Source organism: Bacillus cereus group sp. Bc010, from assembly GCF_027716745.1.
Classification (GTDB): Bacteria; Bacillota; Bacilli; order Bacillales; family Bacillaceae_G; genus Bacillus_A; species Bacillus_A pacificus.
This window is the reverse complement of sequence record NZ_JAQFUY010000008.1, coordinates 58,153-72,525: the sequence shown is the minus strand read 5'-3', so window position 1 is coordinate 72,525 and position 14,373 is coordinate 58,153. Positions and strand designations below refer to the sequence as shown.

Here is a 14,373-nt window from a genome sequence, read left to right as displayed (position 1 = left end):
AGAGGAGAAACGATGAAGGAAAATACGAAGAAAGAATTATTCTCATGGGCTAAAACGATAGGATTTACCCTTGTATTAATCGCAATTATTCGCGGTGTATTATTTACACCGTCATTAGTACAAGGCGAATCGATGATGCCTACACTAGAAAATAACGAACGAGTTCTTGTGAATAAGATTGGTTATAGTATAAGTGGATTAGAACGCTTTGATATTATCGTCTTCCACGGAAAAGAAGGATACGATTTAGTAAAACGAGTAATTGGTTTACCAGGCGATACAGTGGAGTATAAAAATGATGTATTATATGTAAACGGAAAAGCGATGGAAGAACCATATTTAAAAGAGTTTAAAGAAAAAGCAGCAGGCCGTGTATTAACTCCAGACTTTACGTTAGAACAAATTACAGGAAAAACGAAAGTGCCAGAAGGCCAAGTGTTTGTTTTAGGAGATAATCGTGAAGTTTCTAAAGACGGTCGTATGTTTGGATTTATTTCAGAAGATGAAATTGTCGGAAAAGGACAAGCTGTTTTCTGGCCGTTGAAACAAGTAAGAGCGTTATAAAGAAAAAGTATGGGAGAAATATTCTTCCATACTTTTTTTATGCCTATTTATTTAAACGTTTGGTTTTGCTATAACTTGAGCTTTTGAAAGAGAACCATCATTATTTCTAAATTTTATTTTGTATTCACCTTACATAAAGGTTAAGTAGCTGAAAAATATATTGATAGAATTGAAAGAATATTTTATAATTTTAAGTTATATGTTTGTTTCGAAAAACGGAATTTAAGTTCCGAAATTTGGAACAAGAGGGAGATAGAATGAGTATAAATAAAACGGCAGTTAAGACAATGGATATTTTAGAGTTGTTTTATGAGCATGAAGAGCTAAGTTTAACAGAGATGGTTCAGCTTACAAGTATGCCGAAAACATCTGTTTATCGTTTAATTGGCTCGTTAGAAGAAATGGAGTTTTTACAAAAAAACGAAAAGGGGAAATATCGTTTAGGAGTCGTGTTTTTACGGTTCGGTCAACTTGTTTCACAAAGACTATCCGTAAGAAATATTGCGATTCCATATATGAAAGAGCTTAGAGATAGTTTAGGGCAGGCAGTTAATTTAATTATTCAAGATGGTAATGATGCGATTTATGTGGAAAAGATGGAAGGTGCTCAACCTGTACGTGTGTATACGGCGGTTGGAAGAAGAGCGCCACTTTATGCGGGTGCATGTCCGAGAATTTTATTATCGTATTTCTCTGAGGAAGAAAAACGAAAATACATAGAGGAAACGGATTTAAAGCAATTTGCAGATGGAACAATTGTAGATAAGAAACAATTGCTAGAAGTGTTACAAATGGCAAAAAAGGAAGGACATACAATTAGCTACTCTGAGTTAGAAAATCATACAGCGGCTATAGCAGCGCCCATTTTCGCAAGCGATGGAACGGTTGTAGCAGGCATTAGTATTTCGGGATTAGCAATTGAGTATAGCGAAAGTAACATTCCTTATTTTATCGCGAAGGTAAAAGAGACAGCGAATCGCATTTCGAAAGAACTCGGCTTTTTGGCATAGAAAGAGGGAGTAGGATGAAATTTTCTGCGTTAGGGGATCAAGCGATTATTGTTACATTTGGTGAAAGAATTGGAATGGATACTTACGAAAAAGTGCAGCGATTATTTCAAGCGCTGCAGCAACATCCGTTTGTAGGGATGGTTGAGTGTGTTCCGTCGTTTACTTCATTAGCTGTTTACTATAATTTGTATGAAGTATGGAAGGAAAATGATAGAAAGATAAGACCGTATGATTACGTATGCCAATACATAACTGGAATGTTACATACGTATAAGGAAGAGCTGAAACGAGATGTGAAACATATTTCTATACCTGTTTGTTACGGGGGAGAATATGGACCTGATTTAGAAGAGGTCGCACATTATCACGGTTTACAAGTAGAAGATGTCATTCGAATACATAGTGAAACAACGTATTTTGTGTATATGTTAGGTTTTACACCAGGGTTCCCGTATTTAGGAGGACTATCAAAAGAACTAGAAACGCCTAGAAAAGAAACACCGCGGTTACAAATCTCTCCTGGTTCAGTAGGAATCGGCGGAAATCAAACAGGCATTTATCCGCTTGAAACACCGGGTGGATGGAATATTATTGGACGAACACCAATCTCCTTATTTAATCCGGAAGAAAAAACACCAACCTTTATTCAAAGCGGCATGTATTTACGATTTATCCCAATAACGAAGGAAGAGTACGTATCACTTGAGGGGGCTAAAGAATGGATGTAGAAGTTTTGCATGCGGGAATGTTTACAACAGTCCAAGATTTAGGACGATCTCATTACCAACGATACGGCGTACCCGTTGGCGGGGCGATGGATCAAAGTGCACTTCGGATGATCAATATGTTAGTTGGTAATGAAGAAAATGAAGCGGCGCTTGAAATGACGATTATGGGACCGAAATTGTTAATAAAGAAAACGACGTTACTTGCGATTGGCGGTGCGGATATGGAACCGTTATTGAATGGGGAGCGTATACCATTATGGCGTCCCATTTTAGCGGAAGAAGGTAGTATGCTTTGCTTTGGAAAAGTGAAAAGTGGTTGCAGAGCGTATGTGACTTTTGCAGGTGGTATACATATTGATCGTACGATGGGGAGCAAAAGTACTTACATACGTGCTGCGATTGGTGGTATTGAGGGAAGAATGCTGAAAAAAGGAGATTATTTTCAAATTGGTGAACGATCAGAAATGGCAAATTGTTTCATTCAAGACTTACAAAAGGATGAGCACATAAAAACAAAATGGGCAATTAGTAGCAGCGTACGACCAAAATATAAGAAGTATCCTAAACTTCGCGTTATAACTGATTTTGAATATGATCAATTTACAGAAGAAAGCAAAAAGGCATTTTTTACGAAAGAGTATAAAGTATCTAATTACGCTGATCGTATGGGCTATAGAGTTGAAGGAGAAGTTTTAAATAGAGCCGTTGAAAAAGAGATTTTATCGAGTCCGGTTACATATGGGACCATCCAAATTCCAAATGGTGGACAGCCGATTATATTAATGGTAGATAGGCAAACGACAGGTGGCTATCCGAGAATGGGAAATATCATTTCAGTAGATTTACCTCTTCTTGCCCAGCTAAAACCTGGGGATTATGTTTCATTTGAGAAAATTACGCTTGAAGAAGCGGAACAATTGTACATAGAACAAGAAGTAAATATGAATCTATTAAAGAAATTCATTGTTTTACGAAGCTGAAATTAGGAGGGAAACAGTGTGACTACAATTGATTTAAACTGTGATTTAGGAGAAAGTTTTGGCACTTATAAAATGGGGAATGATGATGAAATTCTTCCGTTCGTATCCTCTATAAATGTTGCTTGCGGTTTTCATGCAGGTGATCCGTCTGTTATGCGGCAAACGGTTGAAAAAGCTCTGCAGCATAACGTAGCGATAGGGGCACACCCTGGTTTTCCAGACTTAATTGGATTTGGTAGAAGGAACATGAATGTTTCAGCAAGTGAAGTATATGATTATGTTTTATATCAAATTGGCGCATTAGACGCATTTGTAAAAGCAGCTGGCGGGAAGATGCAGCATGTGAAACCGCACGGTGCTCTATATAATATGGCGGCAACTAATCCGGAAATTGCAGATGCAATCGCAAAGGCAATGTATCATATGAATCCAAATTTATTACTTTACGGATTAGCAAATAGCGAGGCGTTTATACAGGCTGCGGAAAAATATAATATAACTCTCGTACAAGAAGCTTTTGCAGATCGTACGTATAAGCAAGATGGAACATTAACGAGTCGTACGGAAGAAAATGCGCTTATAAAAAATGAAGACGAAGCGATAAAGCAAGTGCTTCAAATGGTGAAAGAAGGGTATGTAAATTCGGTGAATGGCGAGAAAGTAGAAGTTCAAGCGAAAACGATTTGTTTACATGGTGATAGTGAAAAAGCAGTGCAATTTGCGGAGAGAATATACAGAACATTCGAACTTAATGGTATTTCTATTTGTGTACCGAAGTAAAAATATGAGGGGAAGTGCTGAAATGATTAAATTAATCGGGATACTACTCGTTGCAGTGGGCTTTTTATTTAGATTAAATACACTATTAGTCGTTATGGTTGCAGGTATTGTTACTGGTATGGTTTCAGGATTAAGCTTTTATGATGTCATCAGTATGTTCGGTAAATTTTTCATAGAAAATAGATATATGTCTATGCCAATTATATTAACTTTACCGGTAATCGGAATTTTAGAGCGTTACGGTTTAAAAGAAAGAGCAGAAGCACTTATAACGAAATCAAAAGGAGCAACAACTGGAAGAGTATTAATGTCATATTTTACGATAAGAGAATCGTCAGCAGCACTTGGACTGAATATTGGTGGTCATGCACAAACGGTAAGACCACTCGTTGCGCCGATGGCCGAAGGGGCTGCGCAAGGTAAATACGGTAAGCTTCCTGAAAAGTTAAGAGAAAAGATTAAAGCAAATGCAGCAGCTGCGGAAAATACAGCATGGTTTTTCGGAGAGGATATATTTATCGCAACTGGTGCCATTTTATTAATGAAGGGATTCTTCGATTCAGTAGGTATGCATGTCGGTGTATGGGATATGGCGCTTTGGGGTATTCCAACTGCAATATCTGCACTTATCGTAAGCTGGATTAGATTTAGAAGGTTTGATAAATATATAGCAAAAACGATGACATCAAAAGAAAAAGAAGAGAAGGAGGCAATATAAGATGAATATCATTACAATGGATACAATTTATTACGTATTAGGTATAATCGTTGCCTTTATCGCTGTTCGTATCGCGTTTGATCGTGAACATCCAAATCGATTTGGTTCTAGCCTATTTTGGGCGTTATTTGCAGTTACATTTTTATTCGGAAATGTAATCCCTTCGTTTTACGTTGGCTGTATTGTACTCGCTATGGTTGTGTTAGCTTCACTAAATAAAGTAACAAAATCAGAGGAGAAAGAAGTTCCAGTACAAAAACGTGTAAAACATGCGGAGAAATTAAAAAATAAAATCTTTATGCCTGCACTATTAATTCCTATTTTTACAATTATCGGTACGTTAACGTTAGGGAAAATGAAATGGGGAAATGTCTTCCTTGTTGATCCAGACAAAGTAACGCTAGTAGCATTAGCACTAGGAGCATTACTTGCATTCGTTGCGGCGATGCGTATTACAAAATCGAAGATAACAACTCCTGTACAAGAAGGAAGTAGACTATTACAAGCTGTCGGCTGGGCTGTCATTTTACCACAAATGTTAGCGGCACTTGGCGGTATTTTCGCAAAATCTGGCGTTGGACAAGTCGTTTCTGATTTAGTCGGCCAAGTGTTACCGACAGAGTATCCGTTCGTTGCTGTTATGGCGTACTGTTTAGGGATGATGCTTTTCACAGTCGTAATGGGAAATGCTTTCGCAGCGTTTGCTGTTATTACTGGTGGAATTGGTTTACCTTTAATTGTACAAATGCACGGCGGAAACCCAGCGATTATGGCAGCGCTCGGTATGTTTGCTGGATATTGCGGAACGTTACTTACACCAATGGCAGCAAACTTTAATATCGTTCCTGCGATGCTATTAGAGCTAAAAGATAAAAATGCTGTTATTAAAGCGCAAGTACCAATCGCTCTTTCCATCTTTATCATAAATATGTTTATTATGTACGGTCTTGTATATCGTTTCTAATTAGGAGGGGAAAACTATGAAAACAGTATTATTAACAGGGTTCGATCCGTTTGGCGGAGAAAACATCAATCCAGCTTGGGAAGTTGCAAAAAATTTGCATGAAAAAACAATCGGAGAATACAAGATTATTAGTAAACAAGTCCCAACTGTATTTCATAAATCAATCAGCGTATTAAAAGAGTATATAGAAGAATTAGCACCGGAATTTATTATATGTATTGGACAAGCAGGGGGTAGACCAGATATTACGATAGAGCGTGTCGCAATTAATATTGATGATGCAAGAATTGCTGACAATGAAGGGAACCAGCCGGTAGATGTACCAGTCGTAGAAGAAGGACCAGCTGCTTACTGGTCTACACTTCCGATGAAAGCAATTGTAAAAAGACTTCAAGAAGAAGGCATACCAGCTTCCGTTTCACAAACAGCAGGTACATTCGTTTGTAATCACTTATTCTATGGTCTCATGCATGAACTAGAGAAGCGTGATAAGAAAATAAAAGGCGGATTTATTCATATTCCGTTTTTACCAGAGCAAGCGAGTAATTATCCAGGGCAACCGAGTATGTCACTTTCTACTATTCGTAAAGGGATAGAGTTGGCAGTTGAAGTAACGACGACAGTTGAGGTAGATATAGTGGAAATTGGGGGCTCGACGCATTAAGTAGAATGAATTGTACGACACCTCCTGTAAACAACTGGTATAATAAGTATAGCAATATACATAGAGGTGATTTTTGTGCAACAATTTGAAGAAGTACGTTCAATTTTAGAAAAGGCGAAGAAAATTACAGTATTAACAGGCGCTGGTGCAAGTACGGAAAGTGGTATCCCAGATTTTCGTTCAGCAAATGGATTGTATGCTGATGAGAATGTGGAGATGTATTTATCAAGAGGATATTATAATAGAAGTCCGAAAGAATTTTGGAAGCATTATAAAGAAATCTTTCAAATTAATACGTTTCATCAATATAAGCCAAATCGTGGCCATCGCTTTTTAGCTGAATTAGAAGAACAAGGGAAAGATATTACGATTTTAACGCAAAATATTGACGGTTTACATCAAGTAGGTGGTAGTAAACATGTTATTGATTTACATGGAACACTGCAAACTGCACATTGTCCGAAGTGTAAAACGGGGTATGATTTGCAGTATATGATAGATCATGAAGTGCCGCGCTGCGAGAAGTGTAATTTCATTTTAAATCCAGACGTTGTTTTATACGGAGATACATTGCCGCAATATCAAAATGCGATAAAACGTTTATATGAAACAGATGTGCTTATCGTTATGGGAACGTCATTAAAAGTACAACCTGTCGCTTCATTCCCGCAAATCGCAAAGAGAGAAGTAGGAGCAACAACCATCTTAGTAAATGAAGAGTTAACAGGACAAGAATATAACTTTGATTATGTTTTTCAAAATAAGATTGGTGAATTTGTTGAAGGATTGTCTTCAAGGAAATAAGTTATCGAAAAAACTGAGGTATCCACCTCAGTTTTTTATTTGAGTAATCATTATATTAAGCAATATGAAAACATGTCGATAATGTAGTAACCACATCCCTATAACTCATAAAAAAGTGTTTCGTAGGTAAAATGGCAGAGTAAGAAGTAGTATTATTTTTAACGAATACACAGTCGTCATAAAGTAAGTTAATATGTAGCTGTTGTAAAGGTTCTATTTCGTTTTAAGTATACAACCTTTCTTTTAGAATAACATTCATGTTATTCCTTAATAAGGGAATGGTAATAAATAGGATATAAAATTAAAAAACTGAAAATTAAATCTTTTATTTCTTTTGTAATTAATATAAAATTCTATATATATCATATAAATAAATTTGATACATAATGATTTTCCGTAGAAATGTTAATAGAATGAAGCGAGGGAGCGAAATGAGACAGAAAAAGGAGCAGAAGAAACAATCGAAAAAGAAAAAGACTCATATTCCTTTTCGGTTAAATGTACTATTTTTTATCGTCTTTCTTTTATTTTCAGCTATTATAATTCAATTAGGTAAAGTACAGATCATTGATGGAGAAACGTATAGAAATGAAGTGAACAAAAAGGAAGATGTAACGGTAAGTACACCTGTTCCTAGAGGGAAAATGTTTGATCGACAAGGTCAGGTGATTGTAAATAACAAACCACTACGAACCGTTACATATACAAAAATGAAAGGAGTAGACTCGAAAGAAGTTTTACAAGTAGCAAGACAATTAGCACAGTTAATTGAAATGTCGCCAGAGGATATAGACAAGTTAACAGAAACAGACAAAAAGGATTTTTGGATGCAGTTAAATGAAAAGCGGGCAGCAGCAAAAGTAACGAAAGAAGATGAGAGTAAATTTAGGAAGCAGGAGATAGAAGGGAAAGAATTAGATAAAAAAGTTGAAGAGTTACGTAGGGAAAGAATTACACAAGAAGAATTAAGCGAACTTTCAAAAGAGGATCTAGAAGTATTAGCAATTAAAAGCAAAATGAATGCGGGATATAAAATGACGCCGCAAATCGTTAAAAAAGATGTAAGTCAAAATGAATATGCAGTCGTAAGTGAAAGATTGGCAAGCTTGCCTGGAGTAGATACGACAGTAGACTGGGAACGTGAATACCCAAATGATAAAATACTTCGTTCTATCCTTGGTAGCGTTTCTACTGAAAATGAAGGATTGCCAAGAGAACAATTAGATTATTACTTAGTACGTGATTATAACAGAAATGATCGTATTGGTAAGAGTTACATTGAAAAACAATATGAAGATGCACTCCATGGAACGAAAGAACAGACTAGAAGTATTACAGATAAAACAGGAAATGTGATTCGAAATGAAAAAGTAACCGAAGGAAAAAGTGGAAATAATTTAATGTTAACAGTAGATATGGAGTTACAGAAAAAAGTAGAGCAAAGTCTTGAAAAGAATTTACGAGCATTTCATTCTGCAGAGCCGATGATGGATCGTGCATTCGTTGTAATGATGAACCCGAAAAACGGTCAAATTTTATCGATGGCAGGAAAGAAAATTGTAAATAAAGATGGCGGGATGCAAATAGAAGACTACGCTTTAGGAACGATGACAAGTTCTTATGAGTTAGGGTCAACTGTGAAAGGGGCTACATTATTAGCCGGTTATCAAACTGACACAATTAAGCCGTATACGCATTTCTTTGATGCACCAATGTATTTTAAAGGAAGCTCCAAGCCGAAGAAATCGTGGAAAGAATTTGGTGATATTGATGATTTAAGAGCTTTACAAGTTTCATCAAACGTTTATATGTTTAACACGGCTTTAAAAATGGCAGGTATAAATTATGTGCCAAACAATCCATTAGACATTAAACAAGAGACATTTAATAAAATGCGTTACTATTTTAGACAGTTTGGCTTAGGTGTACCGACTGGTATTGATTTGCCGAATGAATCGATTGGTCAAATGGGTAGAACAGATAACATACCTGGTTTTTTACTCGATTATGCGATTGGACAATACGATACATATACGCCGCTGCAACTTGCTCAATATATTTCAACAATTGCAAACGGTGGTTACCGAATGAAACCGCAAATTGTGCAAGAAGTGAGAGAGCAACCACATAGACCAGAGGATGTTGGAAAAGTTATTCGGTCTATTGAGCCAGTTATTTTAAATCGAGTGGATATGAACACCTCATACATTAATCATGTAAAAGAAGGATTTAGAAGAGTTTTTCAAGAGAATGATGGAACTGGTACTGCAACGTTTAAAGGATTACCATATAAACCAGCTGGAAAAACGGGAACAGCTGAAACCGTGTATGGTGGAGAAAGTGAAATTGGAAGAGATGAAAACAATAATAGAAAAAAATGTTATAATTTAACTCTTGCCGGTTATGCACCATATGATGCTGATCCAGAAGTAGCTTTTTCAGTTGTTGTACCATGGGTAAATGATGACAAATCAGGAATTAATTCCGCGATTGGTAAAGAGATTTTGGATGCGTATTTTGAATTGAAAACGAAAAGATCGGGTGGAAATCCAGTCCCAGTAGAGCAGCCGAACAAGGCCCAGTAAAAATAATATCACTGCATCGAGACTTATGGTGCAGTGATATATTTTTTGATTTAAAAAGAGTTTGAATAAGGTGGGAATGGATATGAAACAGGAGATTAAGAGAGGTTGGGGGAAATACATACTCTTCGTGTTTGTTTTGGTCGTAGCCTATCATTCTTTTACTTTATGTAAAGTGGAAGGGAAATCGATGCAACCGACTTTATATGAAGAAGACTACGTATTTGTAAATAAAGCAGCGGTACACTTTTCCGATTTAGAGCATGGAGAAATTGTCATTATAAAGGAAGAGGATGAATCAAAATATTATGTGAAACGAGTAATAGGACTTCCTGGTGACGTAATTAACATAACGAATGGATCTGTATATGTGAATGATAAAAAACAAGAAGAACCGTATACAAATAAAGATTTGTTTAATAATACGCAAGTGTTTTATAACTTTCAAAAGACAAAAATCCCGCCAAATAAGTTATTTGTAATGGGCGATAATCGTGAAATTAGTAGAGATAGTCGAAACGGCTTAGGATATATTGAAGAAGATAATATAATAGGAAAAGTGGAATTTGTATATTATCCTTTTTCAAAAATGAAGATCATAGAATAAGTGGGGATTTACAAAACCCCACTTATTAACGTTTCACTTTACCTTCTTTAAAAAACCTTTTGGGTTAAAGGATATGAAAAACTTATGCTTAGATTCATCGATTATGAAATTGTTATTTTTAGCTAAAAACTCTTCAACTGCTTCCATTGGACCAGGCCCCCAATCGGGAGAAACAGGATTTCCATTAATAGATGTATCTTCTACGATAATATAACTGCCTGTAGTAACGATAGATTTATAAAGCAACAATTCTTTTGCTACATGCTCTTTACTATGATCAGAATCTAAAATAACTAAAATTACATCATTAGGTTTGCGCATACTTAATATTGTTTGCACAGCGGTTACTGAAACAGAGGAAGCTGTTAAATACGTAATGCGATCATGGGATGGACGATTTGGTTGTGGAAATATATCGATAGTAAGAACGTGACCTTTTCCAATTAAATCTAATATAGAAGCTAAATATAGTGCACTACCACCATAACAAGTGCCACATTCAATAATTAAGTCGGGTTTTAATTCGTAAATCATTTCTTGATACAAAAATAGATCAGAAGGAAGTTTGAGAATGGGGACTCCAAGCCAATGTGTATCATATAACCAGACTCGACTATCGTAAAATTGTTTTAAAAATTCGCTGCTTATGTTATCGATTTTGAACACTCCTTTCTGAAACGAAAGTTGTACAATATATTATGTGAAATATAATTGTAAGGAGAATGTTTTTTAATAAAAATGAGAAAAATACCTCATTAAAAACCAATTGTTTGTATAATAAAAAACTTTTTTGCAGGAAGTTACAGTTTAAATCTGTAAATGAGGGGAAAAGGAAAGGAGATGAACGTATGTATAAGTACACAATTTGTTTCATTAAAAAGGGAAAGAAAATACTCTTATTGAATAGAAACAAAAAGCCGAATATGGGAATGTGGAATGGTGTTGGTGGAAAAATTGAAGACAATGAAACACCATATGAAGGAATAATTAGAGAAACGCTTGAGGAAACAGGTATAGATCTTCCAAGTGTAACGTATAAAGGGAATGTAGTTTTTAAAAGCAAGGACGAGCCTCAGGGGCGTGAAGGAATGTACGTATTCCTTGCTGACCTGCCAGATGGAGTACATATGGACACACCAGTAAGTACGGCGGAAGGATTATTAGAATGGAAAGAAATTGATTGGATATTAAATAAGGATAATAGAGGTGTAGTTAGCAATTTACCAAAATACTTACCGATAGTATTAACAGAAGAAAATAAGTTAGAGCATATATTCACATATGATAACCGGAATATTATTCATTACACAACTTCATTTTTGACAGAAGATGATGTAAACAAACAGTATATAAAAAGATCACTTTCATACTCTAATTGATAAAATATTTTAAAGAGCAATCAGTATTTTTATGCTGATTGCTTTCATTATATATGTGAGGTGATGATATGTTCCAGAAATACAATTCATTGGCCATAATCGTTATATGTACGATGTTCCTTTTTGTAGCTTGTTCTAAAAGTGATACAGAACTTAAAAACATTCAAAAAGTAGATTACCTCGTATCCTATTCAAATGCAATGAAAGCCGGTGGTTACATATATGCATATGATAAGAAAGGAAATGAGATTAGTAAAATAGAAGTGGATGGCCAAAGTATAATGAGTAATGCAAAAGATGGGGAGGGGTACTACTTCTCATCAAATAGAAATAACAATCATTATGCAATTGATAAGACTGGTAAGATGCAAGAAATCAGTAGACCGAAACAATTACAAGATGTAAACGCAGGGGCATATTTCATCCATGCAGAGCAAGGATATGTATATTATGATGTGAATATTGGGCTGGTAGACGAAAAGAAAGGATATACAAGTGAACTTGTATATTGGAAAGATAGTGACAAAAGACAAGAAAGTGTAGAACTAAAGGGAACGATTCAAGGTGCGCATATTATTGAGAGTCATATATACGCCTTTTCACAAACGCTAGACAAAGTATATATTTCAGAAATAGATTTGATCACAAATAAAAAAACAAACGAATTTGAAATTCCTAATGAAAATGTGTATTTTGCACCAACTGCTCAAAAAATAATTTTTCAAAAGTATAAAGATAAATTATTATTCGTACTAAGTGATAATGTAAATCAAAAGTTACCACCTAAATTAATTATGGTAAATAGGAAGACTAGAGTAGTAGAAAAAGAAACGATATTAGACGAAAAACAATTCATACCTGTTCTATTGCAGGTGATTGAAGATAAGGTGTATGTTTTAAATAATGATGAGAAAATGAAAGAGTTAGATGAGAACTTGAACATCATACGTACATATTCATTACAAAGTGACAAAAATACAAAAATCAATAGAGAGGACAAAGGGATTTCTGATATACAGGTACATGGTAATAAGGTGTATATCTTATACAAAGATATGAATCCAAAGAGTAAAACGAAACAATTGATAGCTGAAATTGAAGGGTATGATTTGTTAAAAGGAGTAAGTATTGAAAAGACTACTTTACAATTAGAGAGGAAATGGGATGATATTACCTTTCTTGTATTAAAAGAGTAAAAAAATGATTTGAAGGGGGTAACTCAAATTATGACATTTAAAAACGAGGAAGAACTAAATAAAGCTTTCGAGGCGGCCAAAGCGAGTCTAGAAATAGAAGGTATGACTGTTACAAAAGAAATGGAAAAAATTATAAAAGAAAAGGTATCCGGAAAGATAACGCACGAGCAACTTATTACATTAGCTGATGTGATTGCAAGACGTGGACGTACTTAACAATCTAGAAACCACCACAAAATTTTAAAAAATAAACGGGGAAAAAGAGATGGTAAATCCATCTCTTTTTCATATGCTCCATGATTAACTGCGAATCGCCTTAATCAGAAAACGATGTTGCGTCACATCAAAATACCCTTTTTGTAAGATGACTTTATGTATACGATATATTTCCTCATAATACCTTTCGACAGTAAAATCAGGAATTTGCCACGGAATCGCTTTTAAATAATAGAGGATAGCGCCAACATCATAAAAGCGTTGGAAAGGGAATGCTTCTTTTGCTTCTAAGATAGTAAATCCATTTTCCTGTAGTTCATTACATGCCGCTTCAAGAGACCAACTTGCAAATTCGTTATTTAGCGGTGCGTTAAACTGCTCATTTAGTTCCGCACAATCGAGACCACCGACTTGTTGTGTAAGAAATGTTCCATTAGGAGAAAGTATTCTATTTACCTCAGAAGCAGAATAGGATTCATGTTGATTCATAATGAAATCAAACTGCCCATCTTGAAATGGTAATGCAGTATCATCAGTTACTTCTAAAACGGTAACCCCTAAAGGCTCTAATTTCTTTCGAGCAATTGGCAAGTTTGGAACATAGCCCTCAGTCGCATAAATAGTTGGCGGGAATGGTTGTAACATAGATAAAAGCTCTCCGCCGCCAGTACCCGTATCGAGCATTGATTTAGCACGTTGCATAAGCTGATAAGCAGTGCTACCGTACGACCATGATAAAGGCTCGCGCTTCATTCGGCCCGTTTCTGAAATGAAAGAAAAATCCCAACCGCTAAAATGTGTATTAGCACTTTCTAATAAAGTTAAAAATAATGGATCACGTTTCATAATTGTATCCTCCTATTTTGTAAGTAAATGATATGGTGAGAAAAGAAAAAAGGAGGACCTCTTATGAAAGGGGAACGGTTTTACGTTTCGTGCTCGAATAGATTCATATACATTCGCTCCTTGTGAGAATGATAATTTATATATTCGGGATAAGTAAGTGAAAGTCCTTTGAATTTGTGAGGGAAGGTTATGCTTTTCAATAATTGGGCCATTAAATGAAATAGTGCAATACGTATTGATTACATGCATTTTAACGTTTTTGAATTTTCTTGAATTATCCTCTTGAACCTCTAGTTACTTTAGGTTTTATAATGAATTTATAATTTTAATAGGGG

At 35.4% G+C, this 14,373-nt stretch carries 16 protein-coding genes; 14 read left to right on the top strand and 2 right to left on the bottom strand.

What is annotated here, in order from left to right; genetic code table 11:
• Positions 1–12 precede the first annotated feature (12 nt).
• The 11 genes from lepB (PDQ68_RS12085) (at position 13) to lepB (PDQ68_RS12030) (ending at position 10,401) form a co-directional block, all read left to right on the top strand.
• Positions 13–564, top strand: coding sequence for a signal peptidase I (gene lepB / locus PDQ68_RS12085; RefSeq protein ID WP_000662493.1), 552 nt, complete (start codon positions 13–15; stop codon positions 562–564).
• 257 nt (positions 565–821) lie between these two features.
• Entirely contained in the window at positions 822–1,574 is a 753-nt protein-coding gene (locus PDQ68_RS12080; RefSeq protein ID WP_061182530.1) for an IclR family transcriptional regulator, read from the top strand.
• 14 nt (positions 1,575–1,588) lie between these two features.
• Positions 1,589–2,302 (top strand): 5-oxoprolinase subunit PxpB, encoded by a 714-nt coding sequence (pxpB, locus tag PDQ68_RS12075; RefSeq protein ID WP_061182531.1) that lies wholly within the window; start codon positions 1,589–1,591, stop codon positions 2,300–2,302.
• Positions 2,293–3,282, top strand: a complete 990-nt coding sequence (locus tag PDQ68_RS12070; protein ID WP_061182532.1) for a 5-oxoprolinase subunit C family protein — start codon at positions 2,293–2,295, stop codon at positions 3,280–3,282. Before pxpB ends, PDQ68_RS12070 begins: the two co-directional genes overlap by 10 nt.
• A gap of 18 nt (positions 3,283–3,300) precedes the next feature.
• Complete coding sequence (pxpA, locus tag PDQ68_RS12065; RefSeq protein ID WP_061182533.1) at positions 3,301–4,062, top strand: 5-oxoprolinase subunit PxpA; 762 nt, start codon at positions 3,301–3,303, stop codon at positions 4,060–4,062.
• 22 nt (positions 4,063–4,084) lie between these two features.
• Positions 4,085–4,780, top strand: coding sequence for a DUF969 domain-containing protein (locus PDQ68_RS12060; RefSeq protein ID WP_000593388.1), 696 nt, complete (start codon positions 4,085–4,087; stop codon positions 4,778–4,780).
• Position 4,781: 1 nt separating this feature from the next.
• The gene (locus PDQ68_RS12055; RefSeq protein WP_061182534.1) at positions 4,782–5,744 is read left to right on the top strand and encodes a DUF979 domain-containing protein; all 963 of its coding nucleotides are present in this window, start codon (positions 4,782–4,784) and stop codon (positions 5,742–5,744) included.
• Between the two features lie 16 nt (positions 5,745–5,760).
• The gene (pcp, locus tag PDQ68_RS12050) at positions 5,761–6,408 is read left to right on the top strand and encodes a pyroglutamyl-peptidase I (RefSeq protein WP_061182535.1); all 648 of its coding nucleotides are present in this window, start codon (positions 5,761–5,763) and stop codon (positions 6,406–6,408) included.
• A gap of 75 nt (positions 6,409–6,483) precedes the next feature.
• Positions 6,484–7,212, top strand: coding sequence for an NAD-dependent protein deacylase (locus PDQ68_RS12045; protein ID WP_061182536.1), 729 nt, complete (start codon positions 6,484–6,486; stop codon positions 7,210–7,212).
• 431 nt (positions 7,213–7,643) lie between these two features.
• On the top strand, positions 7,644–9,797 hold the full coding sequence (locus PDQ68_RS12035; protein WP_001249205.1) for a peptidoglycan D,D-transpeptidase FtsI family protein: 2,154 nt from the start codon (positions 7,644–7,646) through the stop codon (positions 9,795–9,797).
• An 82-nt stretch (positions 9,798–9,879) separates the two neighbouring features.
• Complete coding sequence (lepB, locus tag PDQ68_RS12030) at positions 9,880–10,401, top strand: signal peptidase I (protein ID WP_000806882.1); 522 nt, start codon at positions 9,880–9,882, stop codon at positions 10,399–10,401.
• 33 nt (positions 10,402–10,434) lie between these two features.
• Here lepB (PDQ68_RS12030) and PDQ68_RS12025 read toward each other — a convergent pair whose 3' ends face one another.
• Positions 10,435–11,067, bottom strand: coding sequence for a CmcI family methyltransferase (locus tag PDQ68_RS12025; protein WP_080444066.1), 633 nt, complete (start codon positions 11,065–11,067; stop codon positions 10,435–10,437).
• Positions 11,068–11,249: 182 nt separating this feature from the next.
• Between PDQ68_RS12025 and PDQ68_RS12020 the strand changes: the two genes are divergently transcribed.
• From PDQ68_RS12020 to PDQ68_RS12010, 3 genes are all read left to right on the top strand, one after another.
• Complete coding sequence (locus PDQ68_RS12020) at positions 11,250–11,780, top strand: NUDIX hydrolase (RefSeq protein ID WP_061182593.1); 531 nt, start codon at positions 11,250–11,252, stop codon at positions 11,778–11,780.
• A 68-nt stretch (positions 11,781–11,848) separates the two neighbouring features.
• A complete protein-coding gene (locus tag PDQ68_RS12015; protein ID WP_061182592.1) occupies positions 11,849–12,976 on the top strand; it encodes a hypothetical protein in 1,128 nt (375 codons plus the stop codon).
• Positions 12,977–13,006: 30 nt separating this feature from the next.
• Positions 13,007–13,192, top strand: a complete 186-nt coding sequence (locus tag PDQ68_RS12010; RefSeq protein WP_000143190.1) for an antitoxin VbhA family protein — start codon at positions 13,007–13,009, stop codon at positions 13,190–13,192.
• Between the two features lie 84 nt (positions 13,193–13,276).
• Here the strand turns inward: PDQ68_RS12010 and PDQ68_RS12005 are convergent, their stop codons facing one another.
• On the bottom strand, positions 13,277–14,038 hold the full coding sequence (locus PDQ68_RS12005) for a class I SAM-dependent methyltransferase (protein WP_061182591.1): 762 nt from the start codon (positions 14,036–14,038) through the stop codon (positions 13,277–13,279).
• Positions 14,039–14,373 lie beyond the last annotated feature (335 nt).

Excerpts from the sequence above, each read along its gene's own strand:
- lepB (WP_000662493.1), top strand. The coding sequence starts at position 13 with ATGAAGGAAAATACGAAGAAAGAATTATTCTCATGGGCTAAAACGATA.
- PDQ68_RS12035 (WP_001249205.1), top strand. The coding sequence starts at position 7,644 with ATGAGACAGAAAAAGGAGCAGAAGAAACAATCGAAAAAGAAAAAGACT.
- PDQ68_RS12055 (WP_061182534.1), top strand. The coding sequence starts at position 4,782 with ATGAATATCATTACAATGGATACAATTTATTACGTATTAGGTATAATC.
- lepB (WP_000806882.1), top strand. The coding sequence starts at position 9,880 with ATGAAACAGGAGATTAAGAGAGGTTGGGGGAAATACATACTCTTCGTG.
- PDQ68_RS12080 (WP_061182530.1), top strand. The coding sequence starts at position 822 with ATGAGTATAAATAAAACGGCAGTTAAGACAATGGATATTTTAGAGTTG.
- PDQ68_RS12010 (WP_000143190.1), top strand. The coding sequence starts at position 13,007 with ATGACATTTAAAAACGAGGAAGAACTAAATAAAGCTTTCGAGGCGGCC.
- PDQ68_RS12020 (WP_061182593.1), top strand. The coding sequence starts at position 11,250 with ATGTATAAGTACACAATTTGTTTCATTAAAAAGGGAAAGAAAATACTC.
- pcp (WP_061182535.1), top strand. The coding sequence starts at position 5,761 with ATGAAAACAGTATTATTAACAGGGTTCGATCCGTTTGGCGGAGAAAAC.
- PDQ68_RS12005 (WP_061182591.1), bottom strand. The coding sequence starts at position 14,038 with ATGAAACGTGATCCATTATTTTTAACTTTATTAGAAAGTGCTAATACA.
- PDQ68_RS12015 (WP_061182592.1), top strand. The coding sequence starts at position 11,849 with ATGTTCCAGAAATACAATTCATTGGCCATAATCGTTATATGTACGATG.
- pxpB (WP_061182531.1), top strand. The coding sequence starts at position 1,589 with ATGAAATTTTCTGCGTTAGGGGATCAAGCGATTATTGTTACATTTGGT.
- PDQ68_RS12070 (WP_061182532.1), top strand. The coding sequence starts at position 2,293 with ATGGATGTAGAAGTTTTGCATGCGGGAATGTTTACAACAGTCCAAGAT.
- PDQ68_RS12060 (WP_000593388.1), top strand. The coding sequence starts at position 4,085 with ATGATTAAATTAATCGGGATACTACTCGTTGCAGTGGGCTTTTTATTT.